The 14883-nt window shown below is 54.2% G+C and carries 10 protein-coding genes; 4 read left to right on the top strand and 6 right to left on the bottom strand.

Features of this window, described 5'->3' with window-relative positions; all coding sequences use genetic code 11:
• Nucleotides 1-6: 6 nt before the first annotated feature.
• Entirely contained in the window at nucleotides 7-633 is a 627-nt protein-coding gene (locus tag AC6IY8_RS09765; RefSeq protein WP_497774246.1) for a polysaccharide biosynthesis/export family protein, read from the bottom strand.
• 417 nt (nucleotides 634-1050) lie between these two features.
• Between AC6IY8_RS09765 and AC6IY8_RS09760 the strand changes: the two genes are divergently transcribed.
• Both AC6IY8_RS09760 and AC6IY8_RS09755 read left to right on the top strand, forming a co-directional pair.
• A complete protein-coding gene (locus AC6IY8_RS09760; protein WP_497774245.1) occupies nucleotides 1051-2145 on the top strand; it encodes a sigma-54 interaction domain-containing protein in 1095 nt (364 codons plus the stop codon).
• Nucleotides 2146-2311: 166 nt separating this feature from the next.
• The gene (locus AC6IY8_RS09755) at nucleotides 2312-2638 is read left to right on the top strand and encodes a PEP-CTERM sorting domain-containing protein (RefSeq protein WP_497774244.1); all 327 of its coding nucleotides are present in this window, start codon (nucleotides 2312-2314) and stop codon (nucleotides 2636-2638) included.
• 89 nt (nucleotides 2639-2727) lie between these two features.
• Here the strand turns inward: AC6IY8_RS09755 and AC6IY8_RS09750 are convergent, their stop codons facing one another.
• Complete coding sequence (locus tag AC6IY8_RS09750) at nucleotides 2728-3639, bottom strand: exosortase/archaeosortase family protein (protein WP_497774243.1); 912 nt, start codon at nucleotides 3637-3639, stop codon at nucleotides 2728-2730.
• Nucleotides 3640-4129: 490 nt separating this feature from the next.
• Here AC6IY8_RS09750 and AC6IY8_RS09745 point away from each other — a divergent pair, with 490 nt between their 5' ends.
• The gene (locus AC6IY8_RS09745) at nucleotides 4130-5056 is read left to right on the top strand and encodes a sugar transferase (protein ID WP_497774242.1); all 927 of its coding nucleotides are present in this window, start codon (nucleotides 4130-4132) and stop codon (nucleotides 5054-5056) included.
• A gap of 24 nt (nucleotides 5057-5080) precedes the next feature.
• Here AC6IY8_RS09745 and AC6IY8_RS09740 read toward each other — a convergent pair whose 3' ends face one another.
• The 3 genes from AC6IY8_RS09740 to AC6IY8_RS09730 are packed head-to-tail and all read right to left on the bottom strand — an operon-like array spanning nucleotide 5081 to nucleotide 8444.
• Nucleotides 5081-5998, bottom strand: a complete 918-nt coding sequence (locus tag AC6IY8_RS09740) for a CpsD/CapB family tyrosine-protein kinase (RefSeq protein WP_497774241.1) — start codon at nucleotides 5996-5998, stop codon at nucleotides 5081-5083.
• Nucleotides 5995-6915, bottom strand: coding sequence for an ExeA family protein (locus AC6IY8_RS09735; RefSeq protein ID WP_497774240.1), 921 nt, complete (start codon nucleotides 6913-6915; stop codon nucleotides 5995-5997). The genes AC6IY8_RS09740 and AC6IY8_RS09735 overlap by 4 nt, the downstream gene beginning before the upstream one ends.
• A 2-nt stretch (nucleotides 6916-6917) precedes the next feature.
• Nucleotides 6918-8444, bottom strand: coding sequence for a GumC family protein (locus AC6IY8_RS09730; protein WP_497774239.1), 1527 nt, complete (start codon nucleotides 8442-8444; stop codon nucleotides 6918-6920).
• A gap of 874 nt (nucleotides 8445-9318) precedes the next feature.
• Here AC6IY8_RS09730 and AC6IY8_RS09725 point away from each other — a divergent pair.
• Nucleotides 9319-12909 carry a choice-of-anchor D domain-containing protein gene (locus AC6IY8_RS09725; protein ID WP_497774237.1) on the top strand — a complete coding sequence of 1197 codons (3591 nt, stop codon included), beginning with the start codon at nucleotides 9319-9321 and terminating at the stop codon, nucleotides 12907-12909.
• Nucleotides 12910-13670: 761 nt separating this feature from the next.
• Here AC6IY8_RS09725 and AC6IY8_RS09720 read toward each other — a convergent pair.
• Nucleotides 13671-14822 (bottom strand): glycosyltransferase family 4 protein, encoded by a 1152-nt coding sequence (locus AC6IY8_RS09720; RefSeq protein WP_497774236.1) that lies wholly within the window; start codon nucleotides 14820-14822, stop codon nucleotides 13671-13673.
• Nucleotides 14823-14883 lie beyond the last annotated feature (61 nt).

Genomic DNA, 14883 nt, shown 5'->3' with positions numbered 1-14883 from the left:
ATCGCCTCACGGGACTACGATTGTGTCGCCAGGCCTTAAGAGGATGTTCTGTTCCGGATTCTTGCCCTTGATCACCTCGTCATAGTTGAAGGGAAGTCTTTGCTGCTTGCCTCGTTCAGCGCGTAAGACATAGATCTTCTTGGTTCGGGCAAATTGGGATGGGCCGCCTGCAGCAGACAGCGCTTGCAACACGGTGAGGTTAGCCACTAGCGAAACCGAACCTTGACGGGCAACCTGACCCATGACGTAAGCTCGCCGACTATTCATAGCCGTGACGATCACGGTTACACGCGGCTCGGAAATGTACTGTTTAAGGTGCTCAACGAGTGAGGCGGAGAGCTGCATAGGCGTGAGGCCTGCTGCCTGCACGTCGCTCAGCAATGGAAGCGAGATTTTTCCGTCCGACCGTACTGGAACTGTGCTCGAGATGTCGGGCTCTTTCCAGACATTGATCTGAAGGATGTCTTCACTTCCTATGACATAGTCTGGGCTCGTTGGAGGCAACAATTGCTTTTGTGTGGTTGTGGTCTGTGTGGTCGTCGTGCTTGCTGTAGGGTCCGCACTCGGCGGGGCATACGATTGCGCCGATACCTGGCCGACAGCGAAGCACAGCAGCAGCAATATTTTCTTCATTACGCAAGCTCCTCCTGGCCGCTATCTTCGGCAGGACGCCATTGATCGCCAGTCAGTTACATCTCATTTAGCAGAAGCTTGCAAACTTAATGCCATGACGGACACGGTCGTGGCGGTTCATAAGATCATGGGCAAACAATGTGCGACATTGCCCGCGATACGACGTACCTTGATGCGACTTCTGAGCGTGCGTTACTCATCGAGTCGTAAGGGTTGAGTTTAAGCCCGAGCGAGTTGCAAGGAACGCCTCAGGATGTGAAATGTTTTTCCCACGTAGGTCGAGCATTTCTCACTCGGCGTTGGAACCACGATTGTGAAGAGCATTTACGAGGCGTACCGCGCATCCAGTACTCCCTGGAGTTAAGAGATTCGTTTTGGCGAGTTACGTGCTGCAACATCCCTGGAGACATTTGTCCCATGCATAAACTCGCCTTTAGCGCGGAGAACAGTTTCGGTGCACCCCCAGATGCGCCTCCTCTGGATGTAATCTTCGGTTCGACACCGGAAATGCAGCTTGTCCGGGCCAGGCTTGAGCAAACGGCCGAGACCAACATCCCCGTGTTAATCCGTGGCGCCAGCGGTACTGGCAAGGAGATTGTTGCTCGTCTCGTGCATTACAACTCGCCGTGGCGGGGAGGCCCATTTGTGAAAGTAAACTGCCCCGCGATCCCGGGCACGTTGATGGAGAGTGAACTCTTCGGATATGAGCGCGGCGCCTTCACGGGCGCGTATGCCAGGAAAGCAGGGCGCTTCGAGTCGGCGCATCTCGGTACGCTTTTTCTCGACGAAATCGGGGACCTGGACGTAGGGCTGCAAGCCAAGTTGCTGCAGGTGCTGCAGGATGGAAAGATCTGCCGGGTCGGCGGCGACGTTGAGCAAGCTGTCGAGGTACGTATCGTTTCCGCAACGAATCATTGTCTCGAAGAAGATATGGGGGCGGGACTTTTCCGGCAGGATCTCTTTTATCGCCTGCATGGGGTTGAGATTGCCTTGCCGACACTCGCGGAGCGCAAGTGCGATATCCCCAAGCTGGCAGAATACTTCGTTTCGCACTACAACAATGTCTTCAGTCGTCGCACTCCTCATTTCTCCGACGCCGGTATCAGGAGATTGATGGCTTGTGACTGGCAGGGCAATATTCGCGAGCTGGAGAACGTGATTCGCCGATACGTGGTATTCGGCAAAGAGGAATCATCTCTGGCTGACGTTAGTCGGCAGCGAACGGCAGTTTATACGCCGGAGATTTCACTGGAAGGGGATATCTCGCTGAAGCAGATTACGCGGCGGGCTGTACGCGAACTGGAGTACAAGATTATCTCTCGTGTGCTGCTCTTGCATAACGGAAATCGAACGAATGCCGCACGCGCACTGAAAATAAGTTATCGCGCCCTGATGTATAAGATTCGCGATAACGGCATACCGCGCATTCGGTCGCAGTCTGCCCGACCGCAAGTAGTAGAGACGAAGGTGGATCGAGCTTCCGAGCCGTCAGATCACGCCGAGGCCGAGTAAGTGCTCGAGAGATGGTGAATTCCATTCACATTCTGCAGATGTCTGCAGATAAGTGCAGAAAGTCGGCGAGTGTATAGGTTTAATTATGGGCAGCATTGGGCTAACAACTGGCGTTTGACGTGCATCTATTCGTGTTGCAGTAAGGTAAGACCAAGGGAGCTGTAACATGAGGAAACTAGCTGCAACCATGTTCCTTTGCGCATTTGTCCTTTCGATTCCCGCGTTCGCGGAACGAGCGGTCGAAGAGCAGATTCGTGGCGCGAGGGGCCCCGAAATCAAAACGCTGGATACTGACAGCTCGTCTGGCGGTGGTCGAATTCACGCGAATGCAAGCTGGGGAGAGAATGAGCGGCTCCACAGAATCATCCGTGAAGATCGTGGAAAACACCGCCACGGACACAAGTCGGTACCTGAGCCCGGCAGCCTTCTGAGCTTCGGAACGGTGGCGCTTCTGGGCGTCGGGATTCTGTGGAAGAAGCAGAATCTTGCTTGATAGTGTGGTTCAAAACGACAATCGAACAGCACTGAGAACCTGCCCTGCTGTTCGATATTTTGACCCTCTGATTCGATAGTTTGACGCTCTTAAACGTTGATGCCACGCGAGTGGCGATCTCGCAACGATACAGATGCAGAGCGGCGCAAAACCCAGCATAAAGCAACTTCCACAGCTAAGGCCATTCCAAAGAATAAGAACCCGCCTTCATGGTGTAAGGGGCCATCGATCACCGATGGGTTCACGTATAGCGTCAGCAGGCAGATAGTCGCGATTCGAATTCCATTCTTCACAAGCACGACTGGAACTACCGTTGCGATTAACAAAAAGCGGCGTCCCGATGTACTGAGCGCGAAATACGCGAGCAGAGAGGTAAGTACCAGCAGGGCATAGCTGGATCTGATTCCACTACACTCGGGCGCGATATCGATACTCAACGCAGAGAAGTAGAAACTAAGTCCATCACGAGTGAATGCGACGCCCAATAACTTGAAGATCACGTTTACTACAAACGCCGAGCCATCTTGAAGGAAGCGCGTGATCGGCTCGAGCAGGGATTCAGGCAAGGGAACCGCAAATAGTAAGAATCCGATGGGGAAGTGAGCCCGTCGCCAGGCTGCGTGCCCATAGCAGGTGAGAAATGTCCCCATGACAAATACGACTTGGCCCAAAACGGCGAGGGTGATCCGATCAGAGGGAGCGGTGGTTAGTATCGGGAAGGCGGCCGCAGTGACCATGACGAGTCCCGCGGCGAGCAATGGTATTCCGGCGAAACAGAACTCCGAATGCGCGAAGATGTCGCGGCGCCGTTCATAGATTAGAAATGCCGAAATTACAGGGATCAGCCAGAGATCGGAAGATTGAGCAGTACTCCGAGGCAAGGTTAGCCAGAGCAGAAGATTGTTCCAGCTCACCGCAAGTCCAAGGATGCAAAGCGCGGCAAATACCGTATGCTTCAGGACTCCTCGTAATTCGGGTAGCGGATGTGTAAGGCCCGTCATGTTCACAACACTCTTATTGCACATTCATAGCCAATATGAGGTGAATTGAGCGGAGCCAAGATGGCAAGCTCGGGAAAATGTGTAAAAGGAGTTCCAGGGGGTGGGAAACAGTTTTCCGATAGGAAGTCGTAAAGCACTTTAAGACGCACCGATGTTCGCGAGTCGCAGCCGACGCATAGTGAGGTTTCAGAGCAAGACAACAGAATTGGCCTTCATTGCGCTCGCACTTGCTGCTCTGGGTGGCCTAAATACTCTGGAAGCATAATTGCTCTTTGAGAAAAGCAGGTCGTCGAATTCTGTTGGGGACAACATTGTGAAAGCTTCCGCACCAGCCAGCAGTAAACAATCTTTCCCGGTTCGACAGAAGACAATCGAATCCCAAAAAGACTTTCTGCGCCGAATCGCGTTGGAATGCAGACGTGCGGAACGATCAAAGCAAAGATTCATCCTGGTACTGCTCGAGGGATTGAAAATCTCGCAGGTTGCAGCGTTGGCAGAGGGGGTCGAGTCGTGCACGCGCGAGACGGATAGCTGCGGATGGTATGAGGAGTCCGCAACGCTGGGCATATTGTTCTCCGAACTCGGTTCATCGGCACCACAGAGTGCACGCGAAACTATCATCAACAAGCTGCAGGCCGCGTTCAAAGATGCCGGCCTTGCGCAGCTCTTTGTGCTTTCCGCCTACATACTGCCGATTGATGTGAACAACGCCTCGGATTCGGACGGGCCGTCTCAGGGGATTTACGCTCGCCTGGGACTGATTCCGCCATCGAAAAACAAGCTACAGTTCGGTATCAAACGCGCGATTGATATCATTGGCTCGCTATTGCTGCTGGTTGCGTTGTCGCCTCTTTTTGCAGTCATTGCAATAGCGGTGAAAAGCGGATCTCGTGGTCCTGTACTATTCCGGCAGAAGCGTGTGGGGCAGTGGGGAAAGCTGTTTACGTTTTTGAAATTTCGTTCCATGACTGTGGCCAGCGATCAATCTTGCCATGAAAGCTATGTGAAACAGTTTATTCAGGGGACGGCGACGAAGCACATCAATGCCAAGGGAGTTGGCGTGTTTAAGATCACGGAGGATCCTCGTGTAACTCCGCTGGGGAGGTTCTTAAGAAAGACGAGCCTTGATGAGCTGCCGCAGCTATGGAATGTCCTGAATGGAGATATGTCGCTGGTCGGGCCCAGGCCTCCCATCCCTTACGAAGTCAATTGCTACGACTTGTGGCATCAACGCCGAGTATTGGAATTCAAGCCAGGGATCACGGGACTTTGGCAGGTCAGTGGAAGAAGCCGCATCGGGTTCAATGATATGGTGCGCCTCGATCTGCAATACGTTAGGACGTGGTCGCCGTGGCTCGATTTGAAAATCTTGCTTCGAACGCCTCTGGCTGTGATTGGAGGCGAAGGCGCGCACTGACGACCTTCGCCTTACGCGGTCTCTTCACTGTGGCTGTAGCGCATCCTTCCCGTATCCATACCCGTAAGTCGAGTAGTACGAAGCTGAGGCTTCAGCAGTACGGTTCAGCACCACTCCCAATAACTTATCCCGCCGAAATTCCTGTATAGCGCGCTTCGCAAGATGGGTGAGCGTGGAATTCGCATGTACCACCATCAGTACCGCGTCACTCGCCTCACCGATGGTGCGCGCATCGGCGATGGGGATTACGGGAGGCGTATCGATGATGATCCAGTCGAACATGGGACGCAGTTGCGTAAGCAGGGCAGTGAAGCGAGAAGAGCCAATCAACTCCCCAGGATTGGCAACGTGTTTCCCGCACGTAATCATGTAGAGGTTCTGAATGGAGCCCGCGTGAATCACATTCTTTGCATCAGCTTCCCCCAAAAGGTACTCGGTGAGTCCTGGGGAGATTGGCGCGTTGAGAAGTGCTGAGATTCCGCCAGCGCGACGAAGGTCTGCATCGATGAGCAGGACCTTGCGCTCCTTCTGTAGCGCCAAGGCGTGAGCAAGATTGGCAGAAACAAAACTCTTTCCCTCGGCGGGCACAGCACTGGAGACCGCTAGCGTGTGCAATGAGCCAGAACCGCGAATTTGGTATAGACGCGAGCGAAGTGCGCGAAATGGCTCCTGACCCGCGGCATGCTTGTGGTCATGAGAAAAGACCAGGTTGCTACCGCCGCGTGGCCAGTCACCACGCGCGCAATTCGCCAGTAGCGAATCGGGCGTTGTCGAATGTTCAAACATTGTGGTCGGCAACGCGGTCGAAGCTATGTCTCCAGCGCTTTCAGGCTCCGAGGGGCGCAGTCTCGCCGCGATGATCTCATCCACACTTGGGATCTCGGTAACGTTCTCCGGTTGTAGCTGGCGCGCTCTTTGCAAAGCCTCGTGAATGCGGCTCATTTCGTAATCCCTTTCACCAACGGATCGAAGTTATGCGTCGGTCGCACCTGTGCTATGTGGGGCTGCACAAATCCTTCTTCAACATTGTCACGGTGGAAACCATGCATTCTTCCAATCTCAAGTTCCGCAGCGGCATGTTCAATGTGACGCGGGGCTACGAGACGCTCACCATCACAAAACGCGCTGATCAAACCATGATCGCAGAGCAGATTGATGAGGCGTACAAATCCGCCTGAATAGCGGTGGACTAGCGCAATTGATTCGGGAGTGAAAATAGAGGCGTCATGTCGCCCTGCCACGCGGAGTCTACGTGCAATGTATTCAGACGTCTGCTTTTGGGACAGTGGCAAGGTCCTGCAACGCAGGGTTACACGCTGTTTGAGTTGTCGCAGAGACGGCCGCGAAAGTATCTCGTCGAGCTCAGTCTGCCCCGAAAGCACGATTTGAAGCAGCTTCTGGGTCGGAGTCTCAAGATTGGTGAGGAGTCTTAGTTCTTCCAGTGTATCTGCGGAGAGTTGCTGTGCCTCGTCAACAATGAGAACAACTGGACGCCCGATCTGATGCCGTTGGAGGAGCCAATCGTTCAGTGCGAGCAGGCGACGACTTTTCAGTGCCGAGTCACAAGTGATTCCAAAGTCGGCCATCATGAAATCAATGAACTCGTCTGGACCAAGCCGCGGGTTGAAGATGTAGGCAGTTTCGGCGGACTGCTTTTGGAGCCATTGAATAAAGACATTGAGCAGCGTTGTCTTTCCTGTGCCCACATCACCGGTCAGGACAATGAAACCCTTGCGATTGGTGACTCCGTAAGCAAGCGTTGCGAGCGCTTCCCGAATCGGCTCAGTAACGTACAGAAAGCGAGGGTCGGGATTCAGGTTGAACGGTGCGATCGCCAGTTCGAAGTGTTTTTCGTACATGATCACGCCCTGATCCGCTGATGCTTGGCCTGCTGTGAGCCTCGTTTGGGAGTTCCAAACAGAACCAGCGAACTTCGTTCCTGGACCTCTCCCCCAACTGTGGGGATCCCAATCAAGACGGGAAGCTCGAGCAATTGTGCGACGTCGTCTTCGGTCCGGATAAAGTCCTCTCTTCTCTCGTTAGCGTAAGCCAGAACCAAGCCCAGCCCGATGCCGCCCACCAGGCCGACCATAGCGAACTTGACTCGGTTAGGGAAGGTCGGCTTGATAGGCAGGTCGGGAGAGTCCATGATTGCAAACTGCTCGCCTTCCTGTCGGCGCTCCAGATCGGTCGCCATTTCGGACTGTGTTTTCTTATTCAGCAGTTCTTTATAAAACTGCAACGCGCTTTCATGATCTCTTGTTAGCGACTTATATTGCTCTTCGATGGCTGGACTCAACTGTAAACGAGCCTGTAGTTTCCCTACTTCTGCCTGAAGACGATTTTGCTCTTCACGTCCGCGACGGATAGTGTCCTCTGTTACGCGCAATGCAACACGAGTCTGACGGACTTCCGGAGTTTCGACAGCAAGTTCTTCTTTGTCTTTGGATGCATTGTCGTCAGGAGCACTCTTCGACGACCGTAGTTGTTTCTGGACTCTTTCGATCTGAGCTTTCGTCTTTATTACGTCAGGGTGCTGATCGGTATAGCGCGCCTGGAGAGCCGATAGTTGCGACTGCAAGGTGATTAGTTCCGTCTGCAAATCGCTGATGCTGCCCCCGGTTTTCAAAGTTTTGCGAGAGTTCAGTTGCTGAGCGAGTGTGGACTCCTGAATGATCCTGTGCTGCTGAGCCTGGCTGAGTTCCTGGTTCACGGCTTCCAAGCGGGTACGAGTGGCGTTAATCATCTCGAGATTGCGTTGCTCGTCACTGGGAAGCTGACCAAAGTATTTCTCCTTGAACTGCGCAAGCTTGGCATCTTGCTCGTCGAGCTTTTGTTTCGATTCAGCCAACTGCTCATTCAGAAAATTCGTCGTTCCTGCCGCACGCTGCTGCCGGAGTTTTAAGTTCTCCGCCATAAACATGGAAAGGATTTCAGAGCAGACTTGTTGTGCCGAGCGTGCATTATCGGTATTCGCGGAGATATAGAAGCCGGAAGGAACCCCGCTTCCATCCGCACGAAGGGTCTTTACTTCGATAGCCTTTCGAAGGAGATCAACCTTGTCCTCCATCGTAAGTACGCCGCGATTCTTGTAAAGAGCCATCCTATCGATGATCGGCTCAAGTCGGGAACGACTCAGAATCTGCTCCTTCATGGTAATCAGCCGAGCTTCCAACTCGTCGGTGATCATCGGAGTTACGAACTTGTCCGAAATCTTCGGCTGTTCCACCAGCACGAACGCCTGCGAGGTATAGATCGGACGGACTTTATACGAGACCGCCAGCCCCAGCAATGGCCCGACCAACATGGGAGCAACGATCCACCAGATGCGTCTCTTGGCGATCGCAAGCACCTTCTCAAAACTTAGTTGTGACTGCTCTTCGTCCATGATTTCTGATCCCCAAAGCAAACTATCTCGCCTTCTTGAATGAGCAAGATGGGTGCCATCTCCTGCAGGTATGGTCGTGTCTGGAGAAATAGCAATATTGCCGGGAATCGAAGGATCTTGTGCAGTTTAGCTACCCCTAAGCTGGTTGACGTAAGAACAGCCTTCATCGCTGAGGGGTGAGTGCGTGGCAATTCTCGAATAAGAGCTCTCGTGCACGTTGATCTGTGTGAAAAGTTTTTCCTATGTGAGCCGATCATTTCCTATAACGCGGGGTGCGGGTGACAGGAACCCCGTCTGCCAGACGGTATCGTCGGTAGTTGTCCAAAAGTTCAGACACAATCAGGAGAATGGTACTCCCGGACTAGTCCTACGATCCATATCGCTTAGCTTGTTGCACTTGTAGCGGCAGCAGCTCATCGGCGTACTTAATTTGTTTACGGTTGCAAGAAGGACCGCACCTGTACCTAAGTACAATCAGAGTTCGCGGTTTCGCATCTACTCACATCTTAGAAATTCATCCCCTGCCATCATCAGCTTAGCGATTACCTGAGTACTTCTTACCGAGTGAGCCACTGGTGATTCGCCCTAGACTCTGTTGGATTACCCGATAGGTATTAGGTGGCGAACTACAGCCCCATTGGGGTGAACCTCACCTATCCAGATCGTCCACGCATAAATACCCTCCTGACATCGACAGGGTCCCACGTCATTCGCGGTTTCGGAACACCTCGCGACACGAACACGCGAGTTCATGGACTGAAGACACCTTATCGACAAAACGGTCCGAGGCTATAACCGCTTCACCGCAACGCATTCAGGGCCTGATTACACAGCAGCCGCAAGACTGTAAGCCGCTGCGAAAAGGATATTGAGCATGAGTCAGATTACCCGGGCAGTCATTTGCATACTGTCCGCCTTTGTAGCCTTCTTTCTTCTTCTAAGTCCCGCGCAAGCGCAGACAGCTTCGACGTCACCATCCATTTTCTATAGCGACTTGCAAAGTGGCCCCAACTCTGGCGGCGTTAACAACTCAGGTTCAATAATCCGAATTTATGGGAAAGGTTTTGGCTCATCGCAGGGAACTTCCACAGTAACGATTGGTGGTGCAGCAGCATGCAAGTATTTCAGCTGGTCTGATACGCAGATTGCATTTCAGATTGGCACCAGCGCTGTGAGCGGAAACCTTGTTGTGAACGTGGGCGGAAAATCCAGTAATGGTGTTGCATTCACGGTTCGCTCCGGCCGCATTTACTTTGTTTCGAGCACCGGCAGTGACTCGCAGAGGGGCACCTACGCGAAGCCGTGGAAGACGTTGACCCACGCGCGCGATGCTGCCCAGCCGGGCGACATCGTTTACGCGATGAACGGAGTCACTGCGACTTCGCTGGATTCCTCAAGTGCGTCTCTGGCCATCACCAAGTCGGGAACAAGCGGAAACCCGATCGCGATCGTGGCTTATCCCGGGGCGACCGTAACGATTGGTTCGTCAACGGGACAGAGTTACGGTGTAGTCGTCCCAAGCGGAAGTTATAGTTATTGGGTCTTGTCAGGACTTACCCTTCGTGGCGCGAGTGGAGCGGTTGACCTCACAGGCTCGACCAACTGGCGTCTGGTTGGAAACGACATCTCATGCCCCAATGGCGCGGGTACAGGTGCTTGCGTACGAGCATCTTCGGCCAGCCAGATGCGGTTGCTTGGCAACAATGTGCACGATAACGGAACGACGACGAGCGTCTCGTCTGCAAATTACGAAGCCGTGCAGTTTACGAACGGCAATAACATTGAGGCTGGGTGGAACCAGATCGCGAACACACGCAGTTGCCGCGCGCTACTGTTCGATGGCAGCGGTAATGCAAACTACGCAATCTCCGTACACGACAATAATGTGCACGATGCGGTGTGCGATGGCATCAGCCTGAACAATGTCGATCCCTCCAAGGGAACAGTCGCGGCCTATAACAACATCATTCGGCATGTTGGAACCGGACCCGCTCCAGGTGGCGTAGAAGCGAGCTATGCGGGTGCAACTGTATCCGGCAGCGGACAGGGTCGTGCATACGTGTTCAATAACACCCTCTATGACTGCGGAGCCCGCGCGAATCCCGATTCGGGCGGATTTGGCGCGAGCACGCCGGTGCTGGTGTCAAATAACATCATCAATCTGGTGAGTGGCGAGAGCTACACGACTCCAAATACGAGCAGCTCTTACTTGTCAGGCAGCAATAATCTTTTCTATGGTGCCGGGGCGAGTCCCGTGGCATTCAGCGCATCGCTTTCGCTCGATCCCGTCTTTGCAAGCATCGCAAACAGCGATTTCCATCTCCAGTCCACCAGTCCCGCCATTGATGGCGGAACCAATACTGGTGTTGCAAACGATTACGACGGCAGTACGAGACCGCAGGGAAGCGCGTACGACATTGGTGCCTATGAGTTTCTCGGCGTTTCGCAGGCGGTGGGACAGTTAACGGAAGACGTAAGCAGCCTGAATCTTGGTACGGTCTCCGTGGGTTCGAGCAGCTCGCGTTCGATCATTCTCAGCAATACAGGCAATGCAAGCCTGACAATTTCGCAGATCCAGTTGAACACTTCTTCAGCGGGGTTCACAACGAGCGGAATTACACTGCCCGCAACGTTAGCGCCTGGCCAGTCCGCGACTCTCAATGTCACATTTACGCCGACGACTGCAGGTTCGGCAACGAGCAGCGTGACGTTCGTAAGCACGGCGGCAGACTCGACGAGCACGGTTCAGCTCAGCGGTACGGCCGTGAATCCGTCGGGAACATTGTCGGCAAGCCCATCTTCCCTGAGCTTTGGCAATGTGACTACCGGAACGAGCAGCACACAGAATGTGACGGTCACTGCGGCGACAGCCAGTGTAACCATCTCGCAGGCGACCGCCAGCGGAAACGGCTTCAGCATTAGTGGCCTAACGCTTCCGACGACCTTGGCCGCAGGGCAGAGCGCAACGTTCCAGGTGAAGTTTGCTCCGACGACGGCTGGCCCTGTGTCTGGCGCCATTTCTCTGGTGAGCAATGCTTCTAACGCGCCATCCTCAATCTCGCTTAGCGGTAGCGGTGTAAGCCCTGCCGGCACATTGTCCGCAAACCCAACCTCGCTTAGCTTTGGAAACGTAACTACCGGAACCAGCAGCACTCAGAATGTGACCATAACGGCGGCGGCTGCGAGCGTCACAATCTCGCAGGCCAACATCACCGGAGCCGGCTTTACCGTCAGCGGAGTGACGCTTCCGGCGACACTGGCCGCGGGGCAGAGTGCAACCTTCCAGGTGAAGTTCGCTCCAACCGCAACGGGTAGTGTGAGCGGCAGCCTTTCGCTCGTAAGCAATGCGTCAAACACAACGACAGTAGCGCTTTCGGGGTCAGGCATTGCTGGCACTACGAGCGGTTCGACGTACTCCATCTGGAGCGCGAACACCGTGCCTTCGATTGCCGATGCAGGCGACACGGCGTCGGTTGAACTCGGAGTGCAGTTCAAATCAGATGTCAGCGGATATGTCACGGGCGTCAGGTTCTACAAGAGCAGCGGCAACACGGGTACGCACGTAGGTAATCTGTGGAACAGCTCGGGCACGAAGCTCGCTTCTGCGACATTCACCAGTGAAACAGCTTCTGGGTGGCAGCAGGTTAACTTCGCGACTCCTGTGGCGGTCACAGCGGGCACGGTGTACACCGCCTCCTACTATGATCCGAACGGCCACTACGCGGATGACCAGAGCTACTTCAGTACGTCGGGCAAAGACAACTCTCCACTGCACGCATTGCAGAACGGTGGAGTGTTTGTGTACGGATCGGCGAGCAATTTCCCAACGCAAACATGGAACGGTTCGAATTACTGGGTTGACGTGGTGTTTACAACCACTGCCTCTGTTCCCACGGCAGGAACGCTTGGTGTCAGCACAACTGCGCTTAACTTTGGCAACGTAACTACTGGCTCCAGCAGCACGCAGAATGTAGCGGTGACCACAAGCACTGCGAGCGTGACGATCTCCCAGGCAACTGTCAGCGGAACTGGTTTTAGCGTGAGCGGACTAACGCTGCCGATGACGCTGGCAGCCGGGCAGAGCGCAACGTTCCAGGTAAAGTTTGCGCCGACAACGGCGGGCACCTCTGCAGGCAACTTGTCGCTGGTGAGTAATGCGACCAACACACCGACGGCAATTTCGCTGAGTGGAGCAGGCGTTTCGGGAACATCTACGGCCCACTCGGTGGCTTTGAGTTGGACGGCGAGTAGTTCGAGCGGCGTGACGGGATACAACGTGTATCGCGGGACGCAGGCAGCTGGACCGTTCACGCTTATCTCGAGCAGCGCTGTCAGCGGTACGGCATACACCGACTCAGCCGTGACGGCTGGTTCAACTTACTACTACACCGTAACGGCTATCGGATCGAGCGGAACTGAGAGCGCGGACTCAACCGTTGTTTCGGCAACCGTTCCAACGCCTTAACAAGCACGACTTAAACAACAGAAAACCCGCATGTGCATTGGGCACATGCGGGTTTTCTCTGCTCGCTCGCGATTTCTTCTTATTGACGAGCTGCCACGACTTCCACAGCCGCATAGCTCCATTTGTCTGGCGTGGGCCCGCACTGGACCCGCGAGGCCATTCACGGCGGAAGGTGCACTGGTCGATTGCACCTAGTAGGTGTCGCCGGTTTGCGTGTCCAGGGCTGGTGGACCAATACCTGTCCGCTAAACCGGACTTCTTTGCAATGGCATTGTCCCCGTCGTTGCCACCTGCGAACACCCAGCTTCCCGCCGAGCCCCCGGGCAGGTAAATATCAGGCGCGCCGGAGGTGGCAATTGCTTCCCAACGATAACCGCACCAGCCGACGCGAAATCACAGCCGATACGGTCAGCATTCGGTAGCGAAGGGCGTTGGTGTCGGTTTACTGAAGAGTTGAGAGTGTTGTGCACATAAGAAGCACTTTGATGCGATGCTGGGGGACTGTGACACTGGCACGAACGAGCCCCGCGGGCACTTCTGCTGATGCAACGGAACTACTCGTTTGCGGACCTCGCAAACGGCACATACACCGTCACTCCGACGAAATCAGGAGTTGGCTTCACACCTTCATCGCAGCTGGTTAGCATAACGGGAGTAATGTGATAGCAGACTTCGTCGGGGTATTTGATGCCTAGAAGTAGTTTATGTGCGGGTGTCGCAGCCTTAAGTTGGCTCCCGCGGTGTAAGCGGTTCTGCTGTGGTTATACCTCGACGCGCAGCATCTCCTGAATCATGTCGACGATGGCGGGAGCCGAAGTTTCCAAAGCGTGCTCATTCAGTACCCGCGCCCTTCCGGTGTCGCCCATGCTCTTGCTAAGTTCGGGCGACGAGAGTAGCAATGCGAGCTTCGAGGCCATTTCGCTGGTGTCGAAGTTGGGTATGACAAACCCGGCGTCGTTTCCCACGAACTCAGGCGCACCGCCAGACTCAAAGCAAACGATCGGTTTCGATTGCAACGCCGCTTCCAGCACAACCAGCGGGAAAGGGTCTTCCCGCGACGACAACAGAAACACATCCGAAGCCTGGCAATACGGTACGATTGTCGGACGGCGACCAATGAAGTGAATAGTGTCGCGACTCGTGCGCTGTAACTCCTTAACTTGATGAGGATGACCCCCAATCCACAGAAAATGGACTGGGTTGTCCTGATAGAAAGCAGGAGTTTGCTCTGCGACCTTGAGAAACAAATCGACACCTTTCCGTGGCTCCACTGAACCGCACGCAAAAATTAGTTTACAGTCCACTGGGATGTCGAGTTCTGCAAAGACTCGATGTTTCTGGTCTGCTGCCAGGCACTCTCCCGTTGTCGGTACGAATCCATGAATCACCCGGATGCAATCTTCCTCGATTCCGTGATTCCTAACCAGATTTGACTTTACCGCGCGAGAGACAGCGATAAAGGATGTGACGTGTCGTTTCAGCAAGGTCAGATCTCCCCCTATCACTGTCCGTATAACGTCGTCCAATTCGTGAACATGACATAGGGACGGACACTGGAGAAAGGATAGATACTCAAGAAGACCACCGGTTGCTGCGGTGTTGGCGTAGATCATTCCGATGTTGCGCTGGAGCAGTTTCTCTCGTAATCCAGCCAGATGTGTTGTCGGGTCCGGAGGGCGGCTGCCAAGCTTTCGTCCGACCCTCTGCATGAAGGACAGTTTTGGAGTGAAGAAGTGGACCGGAGCAAGGGCCTCAAATTCGGATACTAGTTCGCCATATCTTCCTACAAGTATTTCGAATGGAATGTCCACATTGGCTCGAAACCAGCGTAGGAAGCGGAGGAGGAATATCGGCGCCCCGGTGCGTGAGGCGTCATGACTGACGAACAGGATTGTAGGAGTGACTGAGGTCATGAGCAATGAGCGTTGCCTGGTTGGAGAAGTGATCGTGAGAGGTCCTGTGGAATACCGTTAG

Source organism: Koromonas soli (genome assembly GCF_059726265.1).
The sequence above is the reverse complement of the archived record's forward strand: the minus strand, read 5'-3'. Positions and strand labels throughout refer to the sequence as shown.

Bases quoted from the DNA above. Each gene is read 5' to 3' on its own strand.
- AC6IY8_RS09765 (WP_497774246.1), bottom strand. From the start codon at position 633: ATGAAGAAAATATTGCTGCTGCTGTGCTTCGCTGTCGGCCAGGTATCG.
- AC6IY8_RS09760 (WP_497774245.1), top strand. From the start codon at position 1,051: ATGCATAAACTCGCCTTTAGCGCGGAGAACAGTTTCGGTGCACCCCCA.
- AC6IY8_RS09755 (WP_497774244.1), top strand. From the start codon at position 2,312: ATGAGGAAACTAGCTGCAACCATGTTCCTTTGCGCATTTGTCCTTTCG.
- AC6IY8_RS09750 (WP_497774243.1), bottom strand. From the start codon at position 3,639: ATGACGGGCCTTACACATCCGCTACCCGAATTACGAGGAGTCCTGAAG.
- AC6IY8_RS09740 (WP_497774241.1), bottom strand. From the start codon at position 5,998: ATGAGCCGCATTCACGAGGCTTTGCAAAGAGCGCGCCAGCTACAACCG.
- AC6IY8_RS09735 (WP_497774240.1), bottom strand. From the start codon at position 6,915: ATGTACGAAAAACACTTCGAACTGGCGATCGCACCGTTCAACCTGAAT.
- AC6IY8_RS09730 (WP_497774239.1), bottom strand. From the start codon at position 8,444: ATGGACGAAGAGCAGTCACAACTAAGTTTTGAGAAGGTGCTTGCGATC.
- AC6IY8_RS09725 (WP_497774237.1), top strand. From the start codon at position 9,319: ATGAGTCAGATTACCCGGGCAGTCATTTGCATACTGTCCGCCTTTGTA.
- AC6IY8_RS09720 (WP_497774236.1), bottom strand. From the start codon at position 14,822: ATGACCTCAGTCACTCCTACAATCCTGTTCGTCAGTCATGACGCCTCA.